Origin of the sequence: Mycolicibacterium canariasense (assembly GCF_002101555.1) — a bacterium.
Taxonomy (GTDB): domain Bacteria; phylum Actinomycetota; class Actinomycetes; order Mycobacteriales; family Mycobacteriaceae; genus Mycobacterium; species Mycobacterium canariasense.
On sequence record NZ_LQOL01000034.1, the window covers coordinates 24,606 to 38,792 of the forward strand.

The 14,187-nt window shown below is 67.4% G+C and carries 14 protein-coding genes and 1 tRNA gene; 6 read left to right on the plus strand and 9 right to left on the minus strand.

The genetic code is table 11. The annotated features are described in order from the left end of the window. Window positions 1-43 precede the first annotated feature (43 nt). Both aztD and coaE read left to right on the plus strand, forming a co-directional pair. The gene (gene aztD / locus AWB94_RS06230) at window positions 44-1,273 is read left to right on the plus strand and encodes a zinc metallochaperone AztD (protein ID WP_062658986.1); all 1,230 of its coding nucleotides are present in this window, start codon (window positions 44-46) and stop codon (window positions 1,271-1,273) included. Window positions 1,274-1,302: 29 nt separating this feature from the next. Continuing rightward, on the plus strand, window positions 1,303-2,466 hold the full coding sequence (gene coaE, locus AWB94_RS06235) for a dephospho-CoA kinase (RefSeq protein WP_062658985.1): 1,164 nt from the start codon (window positions 1,303-1,305) through the stop codon (window positions 2,464-2,466). A gap of 1 nt (window position 2,467) precedes the next feature. Here the strand turns inward: coaE and AWB94_RS06240 are convergent, their stop codons facing one another. From AWB94_RS06240 to AWB94_RS06250, 3 genes are read right to left on the minus strand one after another with little or no spacing between them, the layout of a single operon-like run. Next, window positions 2,468-2,989 carry a hypothetical protein gene (locus AWB94_RS06240; RefSeq protein ID WP_084395418.1) on the minus strand — a complete coding sequence of 174 codons (522 nt, stop codon included), beginning with the start codon at window positions 2,987-2,989 and terminating at the stop codon, window positions 2,468-2,470. A gap of 11 nt (window positions 2,990-3,000) precedes the next feature. Beyond that, the gene (locus AWB94_RS06245; protein WP_474630412.1) at window positions 3,001-3,510 is read right to left on the minus strand and encodes a ribonuclease FAU-1 family protein; all 510 of its coding nucleotides are present in this window, start codon (window positions 3,508-3,510) and stop codon (window positions 3,001-3,003) included. Continuing rightward, a complete protein-coding gene (locus AWB94_RS06250; RefSeq protein ID WP_062658984.1) occupies window positions 3,507-3,800 on the minus strand; it encodes a hypothetical protein in 294 nt (97 codons plus the stop codon). Before AWB94_RS06250 ends, AWB94_RS06245 begins: the two co-directional genes overlap by 4 nt. Before the next feature lie 59 nt (window positions 3,801-3,859). Here AWB94_RS06250 and uvrB point away from each other — a divergent pair, with 59 nt between their 5' ends. Continuing rightward, window positions 3,860-6,031: an excinuclease ABC subunit UvrB gene (uvrB, locus tag AWB94_RS06255; RefSeq protein ID WP_062659009.1), complete on the plus strand. Its 2,172-nt coding sequence runs from the start codon at window positions 3,860-3,862 to the stop codon at window positions 6,029-6,031. On the opposite strand, the gene AWB94_RS06260 is transcribed toward uvrB, so the two are convergent. After that, window positions 6,024-7,817, minus strand: a complete 1,794-nt coding sequence (locus AWB94_RS06260; RefSeq protein WP_062658983.1) for a BCCT family transporter — start codon at window positions 7,815-7,817, stop codon at window positions 6,024-6,026. The two genes, uvrB and AWB94_RS06260, sit on opposite strands and share 8 nt — an antisense overlap. Window positions 7,818-8,037: 220 nt before the next feature. Here AWB94_RS06260 and AWB94_RS06265 point away from each other — a divergent pair, with 220 nt between their 5' ends. Next, the gene (locus AWB94_RS06265) at window positions 8,038-9,474 is read left to right on the plus strand and encodes an MFS transporter (protein ID WP_062658982.1); all 1,437 of its coding nucleotides are present in this window, start codon (window positions 8,038-8,040) and stop codon (window positions 9,472-9,474) included. Here AWB94_RS06265 and AWB94_RS06270 read toward each other — a convergent pair. Further along, entirely contained in the window at window positions 9,450-10,184 is a 735-nt protein-coding gene (locus tag AWB94_RS06270) for an MgtC/SapB family protein (protein ID WP_062658981.1), read from the minus strand. The genes AWB94_RS06265 and AWB94_RS06270 overlap by 25 nt on opposite strands. A gap of 91 nt (window positions 10,185-10,275) precedes the next feature. Between AWB94_RS06270 and AWB94_RS06275 the strand changes: the two genes are divergently transcribed. Together AWB94_RS06275 and AWB94_RS06280 are read left to right on the plus strand one after the other, a co-directional pair. Beyond that, window positions 10,276-11,028: a DUF899 domain-containing protein gene (locus AWB94_RS06275; RefSeq protein WP_062658980.1), complete on the plus strand. Its 753-nt coding sequence runs from the start codon at window positions 10,276-10,278 to the stop codon at window positions 11,026-11,028. Between the two features lie 60 nt (window positions 11,029-11,088). Then, window positions 11,089-11,162, plus strand: a tRNA-Cys gene (locus AWB94_RS06280). Window positions 11,163-11,174: 12 nt separating this feature from the next. Here the strand turns inward: AWB94_RS06280 and AWB94_RS06285 are convergent. The 4 genes from AWB94_RS06285 to AWB94_RS06300 all read right to left on the minus strand — a co-directional run bounded on the left by AWB94_RS06285 (window position 11,175) and on the right by AWB94_RS06300 (window position 14,182). Further along, complete coding sequence (locus AWB94_RS06285) at window positions 11,175-12,443, minus strand: MFS transporter (RefSeq protein ID WP_062658979.1); 1,269 nt, start codon at window positions 12,441-12,443, stop codon at window positions 11,175-11,177. After that, on the minus strand, window positions 12,440-12,883 hold the full coding sequence (locus AWB94_RS35495; RefSeq protein ID WP_084395416.1) for a hypothetical protein: 444 nt from the start codon (window positions 12,881-12,883) through the stop codon (window positions 12,440-12,442). The genes AWB94_RS06285 and AWB94_RS35495 overlap by 4 nt, the downstream gene beginning before the upstream one ends. A 155-nt stretch (window positions 12,884-13,038) precedes the next feature. Continuing rightward, complete coding sequence (locus AWB94_RS06295) at window positions 13,039-13,545, minus strand: hypothetical protein (protein WP_062658977.1); 507 nt, start codon at window positions 13,543-13,545, stop codon at window positions 13,039-13,041. Between the two features lie 76 nt (window positions 13,546-13,621). Continuing rightward, a complete protein-coding gene (locus tag AWB94_RS06300; RefSeq protein WP_062658976.1) occupies window positions 13,622-14,182 on the minus strand; it encodes an RNA polymerase sigma factor in 561 nt (186 codons plus the stop codon). Between the last annotated feature and the right edge of the window lie 5 nt (window positions 14,183-14,187).

The window sequence follows — 14,187 nt, forward strand, 5'->3', positions numbered from 1 at the left end:
CGCTTTTTGACAATCATTTTCAAAAACTGTTTGACTCGCCGTCATGTCGACGCCGATGCGAGTCCTTGCCGCGCTGTCCGTTTCGCTGATCGCCGCGGGCTGCGGAAAGCCCGACGGCGACACCGCCGCGTCACGGCCGGCCGCGCCGTCCACATCGGTCAAGCCGACCGAGCAAGCTTCGCCCACACCGCGTTTGGCACTGAGCTACGACGGCGGAGTGCTCGTCCTCGATGCCGAAACCCTGCGCCAGGTCGCCGATATCCCGCTGGACGGGTTCGTGCGGCTCAACTCCGCCGCCAACGGCCGGCACGTGCTGGTGTCGCAGTCCGACGGTTTCGCGGTCCTGGACCTGGGCACCTGGACCAACCGGCACGGTGACCACGGCCACCACTACACGGCACCGCCGAAACTGACCGACATCCGCTTCGGCGGCGCCGAACCCGGCCATGTCGTCGCGCACGACGACATGCTCACCCTGTTCAGCGACGGCACCGGCGCCGTCGACGTGGTGGACCCGGCGAAGTTGCTCAAGGGGGACACCGCCGCCCGCAATGCCACCGTGACCACACCGCATCACGGCGTCGCCGTGGCCCGCGCCGACGGCACCATGGTGGTCAGCGTCGGCGATGAGGAAACCCGTTCCGGTGCGGTCATTCTCGACGGTACCGGTGTCCCCGTCGCCACCAACGAGAGCTGCCCGGGGCTGCACGGTGAGGCCGCCGCCGCCGGAGGTGTCCTGACCTTCGGCTGCCAGGACGGCATCCTGATCGTGCGCGGCAACGATATTCGCAAGGTGGCCAGCCCGGACCCCTACGGCCGGATCGGGAATCAGGCCGGCAGCGACGTCTCACCGGTGGTGCTCGGCGACTACAAGACCGACCCGGACGCCGAACTGGAGCGGCCCCGCCGGTTCACCCTCACCGACACCACGACCGGGACGCTGCGGGTGGTGCCCATCGACGCCAGCTACAGCTTCCGGTCGCTGGACCGCGGCCCCAAGGGCGAGGCGGTGATCCTGGGCACCGACGGGCATCTGCACGTCTTCGATCCGGTGACGGCCCGACGTACCGCGCACATCGCCGTCATCGGCGCATGGACCGAGCCCGACGAGTGGCAGTCGCCCATGCCCAACCTGCACATTCAGGACGGCATCGCCTATGTCAGCGACCCGGCCGCCCAGCGGCTGGTCGCGGTGAATCTGGCCGACGGCGCGACCGTCGCCCAGACGCAGTTGGCACACCCGACCGTCGAACTGACCGGCGTGTCCGGCTGAGCCGGGATCGGGCCTGACAGACTGGTGCAGTGCTGCGGATTGGGTTGACCGGTGGGATCGGTGCGGGTAAGTCGACGGTGTCCTCGACGTTCGCCGAACTGGGCGGGATCGTCGTCGACGGTGACGTCATCTCCCGGGAGGTCGTCGAACCGGGAACCGAAGGCCTGGCCCGGCTGGTCGAGGCGTTCGGGGACGACATCCTGCAGCCCGACGGCGCACTGAACCGGCCTGCGCTGGCCGCCGTCGCGTTCAGCGACGAGGAGAAGCGTCAAACCCTCAACCGGATCGTGCATCCGTTGGTCGCGCACCGGCGCTCCGAACTGATCGAAGCGGCAGGCACCGACGCCGTGATCGTGGAGGACATCCCGCTGCTGGTGGAATCCCACATGGCGCCGATGTTCCCGTTGGTGGTCGTGGTCAACGCGGATCCGGAACTGCGCGTCAAACGGCTCATCGAATACCGCGGCTTCACCGAAGCCGACGCCCGGGCCCGCATCGCCGCGCAGGCCACCGAGGAACAACGTCGCGCGGTCGCCGATGTGTGGCTGGACAATTCGGGCTCACCGGGCGAGCTGGTGGAGAAGGCGCGCTGGCTGTGGCACGAGCGCATCCTGCCGTTCGCGCACTACCTCAAGGTCGGCGTTCCGGCCCGCCGGGAGCCGTCCGTGGTGACCTACGACCCGGACTGGGCCGAGCAGGCGCAGCGGATCGTCGCCCGGCTCAACACCGCCTGCGGGCACCGCGCGCTGAGGATCGACCACATCGGCTCCACCGCGGTGCCCGGCATGGACGGTAAGGACGTCATCGACGTCCAGATCACCGTGTCCGGCCTCGACGTGGCCGACGAACTCGCCGGCGCGCTGCTGGCCGCCGGCTATCCGCGCGTCCCGGCGATCACCGGTGACACCGTGCACGGTGATGATCCGGCATTGTGGCACAAGCGGTTCCACGCCTCGGCGGATCCGGGCCGGCCGACCAACGTGCACGTCCGGGTGGATGGATGGCCCAATCAGCAGTTCGCGCTGCTGTTCGTCGCGTGGTTGCGGGCCAATCCCGGGGTGCGCGCCGACTACCTGGCGGCCAAGCGCGCGGCGCTGGCCGCCCCGGACTACGCGGCAGCCAAGGAGCCGTGGTTCCTGGACAACTATCGGCGGGCGCGGCTGTGGGCCGACAGCACCGGCTGGCGGCCCTGAGTTACTGCGCCGGCGGCGGAACCGGTTCCTGGCCGGGTGCCGGGATGTTCAGTGGCGCACCGCATTGCAGCGTTCCGTACAGCGGGTCATCCTTCACGCGGAAGACCCTCGGGGCGATGAACTGATCGGCCTGCGCCACGGTCTGGTCGTCCACCAGGATCTCGCAGTGCAGGTTCGAGCCGTAGGGCCACTGGATGGACAGCTCCATCCCGGCCAGCTTCGGATCCGCCATCACCGTGTTGATCTCGAACGTCTGTCCGGGCAGCAGCGTGGGTTGCTCGCTGTTGACGTTGTGGTCGTCGGCCTTGTAGGCCACCACCGCGCCGCGTGAGGTGCCGTCGGCCCTGGCCTTGTAGGTGACGTTGTGCAGCAGCGGGGCAGCCGGATCCGTGGCCGGTGCGGGCGGCGGTGCGGGCTCCGGGTCGGCGGTCGCGACCGCCGGGAGCACCTGCCCCGCGCACAGCACCAAGGCCGACAGGACCGATAAGAGCCCAGCCACTCCTGCGCGCCTGGTAACACTCATACCGCCAGACATTACGCCCGCCAGGTCAGCGGCATTTCCCTACCTCGCAGCCAGCGCCCGAGGTCGTAGTCGTGACGGGCCAGCGCATCCACCGTGGCAAGTGCGGTGTGGATCGCCCGTTCCGCCGTTTCGGCGCTCAGCAGGCCCGCCCCGACGGCGGCGAGCAGTTCGTCGACGTCGGTCAGGCCGACGTCCCGGCCGGTGCGCACCACCAGGTCCAGGTAATGGTCCTGGGCTTCCCACACCTCGGCGCCGGCGGTGTACCGGCCCACGTCCAGGTAGAAGTCTTGATCGCGTTCGTACCCGGGGTTGAAGTGGAACACCGTGGCCCGTAGATCCAGCTCCGGCAGCAGCCAGGACTCCAGATAGTGAAACTGTGCCCGACCCGGTGCCGGCCGGGCCATGTACAACCCCCAGGGCTGCACCGTGTAGACGTCGACGGCGCGCACGACGCCCTTCGGATCGGTGTTGGTTCCGGCGCGCAGATCGAAGACCTCGCGTTTGGGCGGATGGACGCTCACCGCCACCTGCGCACATCCAGCACCAGCGGACCTTTGCCCGCCGGCCGGGTCAGCAGCCGCAGCACGAAGCCGATGACGATCGACACCCAGCATCCGGTCCACACCAGATCTGCGGCCTCCAGCCAACTGCACGGGTGGCTGATACCACTGCGGTCAGCGGCGCAGCTGGACCCCAAGAATGCGGCGATCTGCGCTGGTCCGGGCCAGATCAGCAGCACGGCGCAAGCCAGGCCGCCGAGCAACAACAGCAGGCCCAGCAGACGCAACGCGATGCGGGCGGGTTCGGGCACGGCGTCACCGTAACCCAGGGGGAATGAAGATGTCGGTGTCCGCGCTTAACCTGGTGACCATGGCTTTCGCTACCGAACATCCCGTGCTGGCGCATTCGGAATACCGACCTGCCGCCGACGCCGTCGACGGCATCGTGCGTGCCGGCGGCCAGTTCACCGTGGTCAGCGAGTACCAGCCCGCCGGTGACCAGCCCGCCGCCATCGACGAACTGGAACGACGGGTCAGGGCGGGGGAGCGCGATATCGTCCTGCTGGGCGCCACCGGCACCGGTAAATCCGCCACCACGGCGTGGCTCATCGAACGACTGCAGCGGCCCACCCTGGTGATGGCGCCGAACAAGACGCTGGCCGCGCAGCTGGCCAATGAACTGCGGGAGATGTTGCCGCACAACGCCGTCGAATACTTCGTCTCGTACTACGACTACTACCAGCCGGAAGCGTACATCGCGCAGACCGACACCTACATCGAGAAGGACAGCTCCATCAACGACGATGTCGAGCGGCTGCGGCACTCGGCCACGTCGAGCCTGCTGTCCCGGCGCGATGTCGTGGTGGTCGCGTCGGTGTCCTGCATCTACGGCCTCGGCACCCCGCAGTCCTACCTGGACCGGTCGGTGGAGCTCAAGGTCGGTGACGAGGTGCCCCGCGACGGGCTGCTGCGGCTGCTGGTCGATGTGCAGTACGACCGCAACGACGTGGCGTTCACCAGGGGATCGTTCCGGGTGCGTGGCGACACCGTCGAGATCATCCCGTCCTACGAGGAGCTCGCCATCCGCATCGAGTTCTTCGGTGACGAGGTGGAGGCGCTGTACTACCTGCATCCGCTCACCGGTGACGTGGTGCGCCAGGTCGATTCGGTGCGGATCTTCCCGGCCACCCACTACGTCGCCGGGCCCGACCGGATGGCGCACGCCATCTCCACCATCGAGGCCGAACTCGAAGAGCGACTCGCCGAGTTGGAGGGCCAGGGCAAGCTGCTGGAGGCGCAGCGGCTGCGGATGCGCACCAACTACGACGTCGAGATGATGAAGCAGGTCGGCTTCTGCTCCGGCATCGAGAACTACTCGCGGCATATCGACGGCCGCCCGGCCGGGTCGGCGCCGGCCACCCTGCTGGACTATTTCCCCGAGGATTTCCTGCTCGTCATCGACGAGTCGCATGTCACCGTGCCGCAGATCGGCGGCATGTACGAGGGCGACATGTCGCGTAAGCGCAACCTGGTCGATTTCGGGTTCCGCCTGCCGTCCGCGGTCGACAACCGGCCGCTGACCTGGGAGGAGTTCGCCGAACGGATCGGGCAGACGGTCTACCTGTCGGCGACGCCGGGCAACTACGAGATGGCCCAGGCCGGAGGCGAGTTCGTCGAGCAGGTGATCCGCCCGACCGGGCTGGTCGACCCGCTGGTGCGGGTGAAGCCGACCAAGGGCCAGATCGACGACCTGATCGGTGAGATCCGGCTGCGCACCGAACGCGACGAGCGGGTGCTGGTGACGACGCTGACCAAGAAGATGGCCGAGGACCTCACCGACTACCTGCTCGAGATGGGCATCCGGGTGCGCTACCTGCACTCCGAGGTGGACACCCTGCGCCGGGTGGAGTTGCTGCGCCAGCTGCGGCTGGGCGAGTACGACGTGCTGGTCGGCATCAACCTGCTCCGCGAGGGCTTGGACCTGCCCGAGGTGTCGCTGGTGGCCATCCTCGACGCCGACAAGGAAGGCTTCCTGCGGTCACCACGCAGCCTGATCCAGACCATCGGCCGTGCCGCCCGCAACGTGTCCGGTGAGGTGCACATGTACGCCGACAAGATCACCGACTCGATGAAGGAGGCGATCGACGAGACCGAGCGGCGCCGCGCCAAGCAGATCGCCTACAACGAGGCCAACGGCATCGACCCGCAACCGTTGCGCAAGAAGATCGCCGACATCCTCGACCAGGTGTACCGGGAAGCCGACGATACCGAGAACGTCCAGGTGGGCGGCTCGGGACGCAACGCCTCCCGCGGACGCCGCGCCCAGGGCGAGCCGGGCCGCGCCGTCAGCGCCGGCATCATCGAGGGCCGCGACACCACCAACATGCCGCGCGCCGAGCTGGCGGACCTGATCAAGGACCTGACCGAGCAGATGATGACCGCGGCGCGTGATCTGCAGTTCGAGTTGGCGGCCCGGATACGCGACGAGATCCAGGACTTGAAGAAGGAGCTGCGCGGAATGGACGCGGCCGGGCTTAAGTAGTGACCTGTCCGGGGCTCTCCTCACCCAGGGGGTCATCGGGGATCGCGATCGTTACTACGCCGGTCTCCGGGTTCACTTCGACGGTGTCTGGGCCGACCGAACGAACCGCAACCAGTCCGGACAGCGTCGCTGAGATGTCGTGGCGCGGGTAAGGATGGCCGGCGCTGTGGTGGGCGACATCCGGCGTAGAGAGGTTGGCGACGTCCGGGCTGGAGATGTGAAGGTATCGCGGGCTGGTAGCCAGGTCATATCGGAAGGCCCTCAACATCGCCCAACACGCGAGCACCATCACCACGGAGAACGGCGCAGCAGTGGCAATCGATGCCGTCTGCAGCGCGGTCAGCGAACCAGCGCCACCGACGACGAGCAGGACTGCGGCCGCGACCCCTTCGAGCGCCGCCCAGTAGATGCGGGTGACTTTGGGGGGATCGAGCTCGCCACCCGAGGACAAGATGTCGATCACCAGCGATCCCGAGTCCGACGATGTCACGAAGAAGAAGACGATCACGGCCACCGCGAGCACGCTGCTGACGACGCTGATCGGCAGTCCGTCGAGCAGCCGGAAGAGCGACGTATTGGTGTCCACTGCGCCGTCGACGAGCATATCGCCGTGTTCGCGCTCCCTGAGCACCGCAGAATCGCCGAATACCGTGAACCATAACGACCCGATGAGCGTTGGTACGAGGAGCACCCCGGTGACAAATTCCCGGATGGTACGGCCGCGGGAGATCCGGGCGATGAACATCCCGACGAACGGTGCCCAGCTTATCCACCATCCCCAATAGAAGATGGTCCAATTACCCATCCACGTGCCATCGGTGAACGGTGCGGTGCGCAGCATCAGCGATGGTAGTGACTGCACGTAGCCACCGAGATTCTGTACCCACGCTTGCAAGAGGAAGAGGGTGGGTCCGAGCATGAGAACGAACAGCGCCAGTGCCGCTGCGAGCACCATGTTGACGTTCGACAACCACTTCAACCCTTTACCGACGCCACTGACCACCGACAGCGTGGCAATAGCTGTGATGATGGCGATCATCGCGACCGTCCACCAGTTGTTGACCTCGATCCAGCCGAGGTACTCCAGCCCCGCAGCGATCTGGGTGATCCCGAATCCGAGTGAGGTGGCAACACCGAACAACGTGCCGACGATCGCGACGACGTCCACTACATGGCCGATCACACCCTCGACGAGTCGGCCGCCCAGCAGCGGTTCGAGTAACCACCGCACCGTCAGCGGGCGTCCACGGCGATAGCTCATGTACGCCATGCCCAGCCCGACCACGACGTAGATGCCCCAGGCATGAAAACCCCAGTGGAACAAGGTCAGGGACATCGCTTGATTGGCTGCCGCGTCCGTCAGTCCTGGCACTCCGCGGGACGGGGGCGGACTCACGTAGTGAGTGAGCGGCTCGGCCACGCCGTAGAAGACCAGCCCGATGCCCATCCCGGCGCTGAAAAGCATGGCCAGCCAAGACCAGAATCCGAATTCCGGTTTTTCGTTGTCTTGGCCCAGTCGGATGGTGCCGATCCGCGATATTGCGCAATAGATGGCGAACAGCACGAATCCCGTTGTGGCCAATATGTACCACCAGCCAATTCCGCTGGTGATCATCGTGTTCAGCTGCGCGAAGGCGTCTTCTGCGACACGGGAGTAGGCGGCCGCGAAGACGATGAGCCCGACCACGATTGCCGATGCCGGGACGAAAACCGGCATGCTGATGCTCTGCCTCACCCGATTGAGTGCGCCTGGCTTGCGGTCGCCGACGGAGTCGGTGGTCGGCATGGCTGTGCGGCCTCCTTCATCGATTGCAGCGCGGGAAGGCTCGCGGATACGGGGCACGGAACATGGTCCGCCCACCCCGGCGGGGGATGTCTTTCGCACCCGCTTCGATCCCGACGGCGGGTCTGACGTTACCCGACTCGAGCATCACTGTGGCAAATCGGTGCATCTGACAGGAGGGTTGGGTTGACCTCAATGTAAGTTGAGGTCGTAGCGTCACAGCGTGACTCGAACATTGCCGACCGATGATGCCCAAATGGGCCGCTGGCGGGACCTTCTCGGCCCGAAACATCTTGGTGCGTCGACGGTTCTGGCCGGTGGCGTCGCGCTGTATGCGACCAACGAGTTCCTCACCATCAGTCTGCTGCCCAGTGCGGTCGCCGAGATCGGTGGGCACCGGTTCTACGCCTGGGTCACGACGGTGTACCTGGTCGCCTCGGTGGTGGCGGCCACCACCGTCGGCGCGGTACTGAGCCGCCTGGGGCCACGCCGGTCGTATCTGGCCGGGCTCACCGTGTTCGGGGCGGGCAGCCTGCTGTGTGCGGTCGCGCCCACGATGGAATTGCTGCTCGTCGGCCGGGCGGTGCAGGGCGCGGCGGGTGGCCTGCTGGCCGGGCTGGGCTACGCGGTCATCAATGCGGCGCTGCCGCAGTCGTTGTGGGTGCGGGCGTCGGCCCTGGTGTCGGCGATGTGGGGGGTGGGTACCCTGCTGGGTCCCGCCGGTGGGGGATTGTTCGCGCAATTCGGTTCGTGGCGTTGGGCTTTCGGTGCCCTGGTGGTCCTCACCGCGGCCATGGCCGTGCTGGTGCCCGTTGCGCTGCCCGGCCGGGCGGCCACCGGCACCGAGTCGTCCGCGCTGCGGATCCCGGTCTGGTCCCTGCTGTTGTTGGGTGCCGCGGCGCTGGTCATCAGTGTGGCGGGCATCCCGCGCAACCCGGTATGGACGGCGGTGCTGCTGGCCGGTGGGCTGGGCTTGATCGCGGCCTTCCTCATAGTGGACCGGCTCAGGGCAGGCCAGGCGTCATCGGTGTTGCCGCCCACCGCATTCCGGCCCGGACCGTTGAAGTGGATGTACGTGACCCTCGGACTGCTGATGGCCGCGACGATGGTGGACATGTACGTGCCGTTGTTCGGCCAGCGGCTGGCCCACCTGGAGCCGTTGGTCGCCGGTTTCCTCGGCGTCGCCCTCGCGGTCGGGTGGACCACCGGCGAACTTGCCAGCGCGTCCGTGGACCGGCGTCGGGCGGTGGTCCGGATCGTGGCCGTGGCACCACTGGTGATGGCGATCGGGTTGGGGTCGGCCGCCCTGAGCGTGCGCCCGGACGCCTCCGCCGGGGTGACGATCGGCTGGGCGCTGGCCTTGCTGCTGACCGGCACCGGGATCGGGATGGCGTGGCCGCATCTGTCGGCGTGGGCCATGGGGGCCGTGCAGGACCCGTCGGCCGAAGGTGCCACGGCGGCCGCGGCGATCAACACCGTGCAGCTGATCTGCGGGGCATTCGGCGCGGGCGTGGCCGGCGTGATCGTCAACGCGCAGCACGACGACGGGTCGGCGGCGCGGTGGATGTTCGCGGTGTTCAGTGCGCTCGCGGCGGCCACGGCGGTGGCGGCGTACCGGGCCACCCGGCCGACACCTCAGTCGGGATCCTCATCCAGCTGACGGATCGACGTCACCCCGTCGATGCCGGCGAGCACCAACGGTGCCTGGGTGACACCGTTGCCGGCCAGCGTGAGGATCGCCCCGGACAGGTGGGCGGGGGCGTCCAGCGGTTTCCCGCCCGGGTCGGCAGCCAATTCGGTGAGCTGCCAGCGACGCCGATCGCATGCCGCCAGGAGCTGCGTCATGACCCCGCGGCCCTCCTCGTAGGTGACGTGCATGCGGACCGATCCGGACAACCGGGCCGCCAACCGGCGTGCCACCGGCATGAACCCGACGATGATCAGGAAATGGATTGCCGTCACGGTGACGGCCAGTAGTAGCAGGCCCGCGCCGGCGGCCATCCCGATGGCGGCCGATTCCCACACCGCCGCTGCGGTGGTCAGGCCGTGCACCGCGCCGCGGCGGGTGATGATGATGCCCGCACCGAGAAAGCCGATACCCGAGACGATCTGGGCCGCCACCCGGGACGGGTCGACCATGACCGTCCCGGCGACCAGCACGTCGGCGAACCCGTACTTGCTGATCAACATGATGAGCGCCGCGGCGGTGCCGACGATGGTCTGGGTGCGCAGCCCGGCCGCCTTGCCCTGGATCTCGCGCTCCAGGCCGATCAGTGCGGTCAAGCCGAAGGCGGCGAACAGCTCGACGACCTGACGGGTGCCCTGGCCGGGGCCGCCGAACAGTGGGGGATCGGCCAGCCACTCAATCATGCGAACAACCTAGACCGCGCGGCGTCCGTCGTGATGAATTTCCGCGGCGCGGCAGGTCTGCATCACGACCGGACTCGAAGGAGGTCGACCGATGTCGTTCAGCACCGCCTATCCCGATGTGGTGTCCCGTGAGCAGTGGCTGGTGGCCCGCAAGCGGCTGTTGGCGCGGGAGCGTGAAGTCACCCATCTGCGCGACGCCGTGAACGCCGAACGCCGGCGGCTGCCGATGGTGGAGGTGGACAAGGACTACCGGTTCGACGGGCCTGCCGGCGAGGTCGGACTGGTCGACCTGTTCGAGGGGCGCCAGCAGCTCTACGTCCACCACTTCATGTGGCTCGATGATATCGACCAGGGCTGCCCGAGTTGCACGGCCGCCGCCGATCTCACGTTCACCGAATCGGACCGGGCGCTGTTGACCGCCAAAGGTGTCGCCTTCGCCTGTGTGTCCCGCGCACCGTACGTCAGCATTGCCCGGTATCGCGACGCGCACGGCTGGACGTTCCCGTGGTACTCGTCGCGGGACGGGGACTTCACCTACGATTTCGGCGTCACGCTCGACCCGGAACGCGCTGCGGTGCAGTACAACTACAAGTCACTCGACGAGTTGCATGCCGACGGCTGGTCGGATCGTGACCTGCGCGGGGACTGGCCCGGCGCCAGCGTGTTCCTGCGCCGCGGTGACGAGGTATTCCACACCTACTCGGCGTATGCCCGCGGGCTGGACCACGCCGCGGTCGGGTATCCCTTCCTGGACCTGACGCCGTTCGGCAGGCAGGAGCCGTGGGAGGACTCGCCACCGGGCTGGCCGCAGCAGGGGATCGCCGCGGGCATGCCGCACGAATAGCGATCACGGCGAGCGCAACCGTTGGCGCCGGTCAGCGGTGGTGGCAGTGTTCATGGTGCTGCGGGTGTGGCTGAGTGGCTAGGCACCGGCCTGCAAAGCCGTTTACACGGGTTCGAATCCCGTCACTCGCTCCAGCAACGCTCGGGTCAACCGGCCAAGGTGGGTTCACCGGCGATCTGGTCGTCGCGAGCCGGTGGGTCGGCATCCCGGTTCAGCGTTTCCGGGACGCCGACCACCAGCACCGCCAACGCCAGAACCGAGATGGCCGTCAACGTGAACATCGCTGCCGCATAACCGAATCCGGCGTACACCGCACCGGCCAAGGTGGGGCTCAGTGCGCCGCCGATACCTTGCACCATGGTCGCCGCGCCCATCGCCACGTTGTAGCGGCCGGTGCCTCTGGTCAGGTCGGCGACCATGACCGCGAACAAGGGTCCTTGCAACCCGGCGCCCACGCCGTCGAGGAGTTGGATCGCGATCACCACGGCGGGATTGGCGGCGCAGGTGAACAGCAACCCCCGCAAGGGGAGCACGGCGAACGCCAGCAGGAAGAGGGGTTTGCGGCCCCAGCGTTCTGTCCGCCCGGTCAGCAGGGCCATCGGGATCATCACCAGCTGCGCGACGACGATCAACGCGGCCTGATAGAGCGCCCCGGTGTGACGGTGTCCCAGCGCGAGTTGTTGTCCGGCGATGGGCAGCATGGCTCCGTTGGCCAGTTGCCACAAGCCGACGACGGCGGCCAGCACCAGCAGCGGTCGGTTGCGCAGCAGCACACCGAATCCGGACGGTTGTTCGCCGGGTTCCGGCTCGTCGCGCAGGCCGCGGGCCCGCCGGTCATCGATCAGCGATCCCTTGATCACCAGCGTGGTCAACACCACGAGAATGCCGAACAGACTGGCGATCCAGAAGCCCAACCGCAGGCTCACCAGGTAACCGGCCAGGCCCGCGACGGTGGAGCCCACCACGTTTCCCGCGTGGTTGAACGCCGTCATCTGCCCCGTCTGCGCCGCATAGCGTTTCGGACCGACCAAACCCAGCGCCATCGCCGCGAGCACCGGGCCGACCACCACACCACCGATCCCGGTCAGCAGTTGCGCGGCGGTCACCACGGCCAGCGTCGGCTCCAGCGTGACGATGAACGTTCCCACCGATGTCAATGCGGCGGCGACGGCGAGCAAGGTGCGCTTGTGCGTCGACCTGTCGATCAACGCACCCGCCGGCGCGTTCAGGAACAACCCGATCACGCCACCGAGGGTCAGCATGACGCCGATGCTTGCCGGGTTCCAGCCGTGCGTGTTGATCAGGTACACCCCGAGGAAGGGGCCGAGACCGGACTGCACGTCGGCGATGAAGAAGTTCACCGCGTTCAGGGCTCGCAGCGAGCGGCGCAGGTCGGCCGGCGTGCCGGGCGTCACGGGGTGCGCCGGGTCAAGGTTTCATAAGCGAGGCGCCCTCTGGTGAAGGTCGCGGCGTCACCGCCTTGGTCCGGATGATGCCGGGCGGCGTACCGACGCCACGCTCGCCGCACGTCTGCGACGGTGAAAACCTCGCCCAGCCCGAGCACCTTGCGTGGATCGTCGGGCGGCTCGGGCAACTGTGGCAGCCCCATGGCGGGATCTCCCGTGGACGATCTCGTCGAGCCGCCCGGCGGCCGTGGATTACCCGAAGTGGCCTTCTTGCCAGCCGCTTTCTTGCCGGGGGCTTTCTTACCGACAGCTTTCTTACCGGGCGCCTTCTTTCCGGCAGCTTTCTTGACGGCCTTCTTCGCCGGGGCCTTCTTTGCGACCTTCTTCGCGGCTTTCTTGGCCGGTCGCGCGGAGTCACCTGCATCCGATCGCCGTGCTGGTTGTCCCACGGGCGGCGCCCTTTCGGTACGGGCCGTCCGGCAGCGCGAAGGCTGCCTTACGACATCAGAACAAGGCCGCCCCTGGGGCGGCGATTTGTCATACCCACCGACCGGTTCGATCGAAACCACCCACAGCATTGGCCAAGGAATCTCGAAGGGACTGGCTAGGTTATGACGACGTCATCCCAGCTGGCCGTGATCTCGGCCGCGTTCTCGCCGATGGCGGCATGCACCACGCGGGCGGCTTCCCTGCGCAGGGCGTCGCCGTCCTGAAGATACGTGCGGTCGCGCGGCTCGGCTCCGACTCCGATCAAATGCACGTGCACCGCGGTCAATTGCTCTGCATCGACCCGCAGTTCGACGTCGGCGATCGCCGCCGCGACGTCAGCCGCCGGCTGGGCAAGGGCCGACGTGAGCAACTTCGCCAACGCGATGTGACTCACGTTGATACCCGGCTGCGAGGTGCGGATCGGTTTACCTTGGCGGGGAAGTGCCGAAATGCGTTGGGTGATGGAGGCTCGTAGATTCCGCAGCGCCGCACCGGTCTGTGACCACCGTTCGTCGGCGTCGAGCTCGGATTCACTCAGACCGGCGAAGCGGCGGGTGGCGTCGGCGATCCACGCGGTCGCTTGCGCGGTCGCTTCGTAGTCGTCGTCGGCTGCCGTACTCATCGAATCTCCAAAATGGTTTCGTTGCTCAGTGTCACGCATACGTCCGTGGCTGTACAGCCCACCGAGTGCGGCGGCATCATGGTTTGAACTCCTCAAGCGTTGTGGCCAGGCGTTTTCTGGTCCGCTGTAAGTGCCCGCGCACCGAGCCTTCGGTGGTGTTCAGCACCGTCGCGATTTCCGAGAGGGACAGGTCGTACACCTCGCGCAGCCACCATGCCGCGCGAGCCTGATACGGCAACCGGGCCAACTCCCGGTTCAAAGCCGTCATGAACGCGCTGTGCTCGGCCTGCTGACCTGGCCCCGGCCGGAGGTCGGCGGCCTCGGCGGCCGAGTCGAGATCGTTCTGCGGGCGCCGGCGACGCAAGGCGTCGACGGTCTTCCGCGATGCCAACGCGTAGAGCCAGGTGCGGAACTGAGAATGAAATGCAAAGGTCGGCAACGCCTTCCACGCGGCGATGAACGTCTCCTGAACGATGTCGTCGCAATCGGCGGATTCCGGATAGGTGTGCGCGATGAAACGCCACAGCGCCGCGGCGTGCCGGGCGACCAGGACGTCGAACGCGGCCGCGTCACCCCGCTGCGCCCGGCGGGCCAGCGTGTTGTCGGGCAGGGAATCGAGCACGTCGTCGATCGGCACGCGGC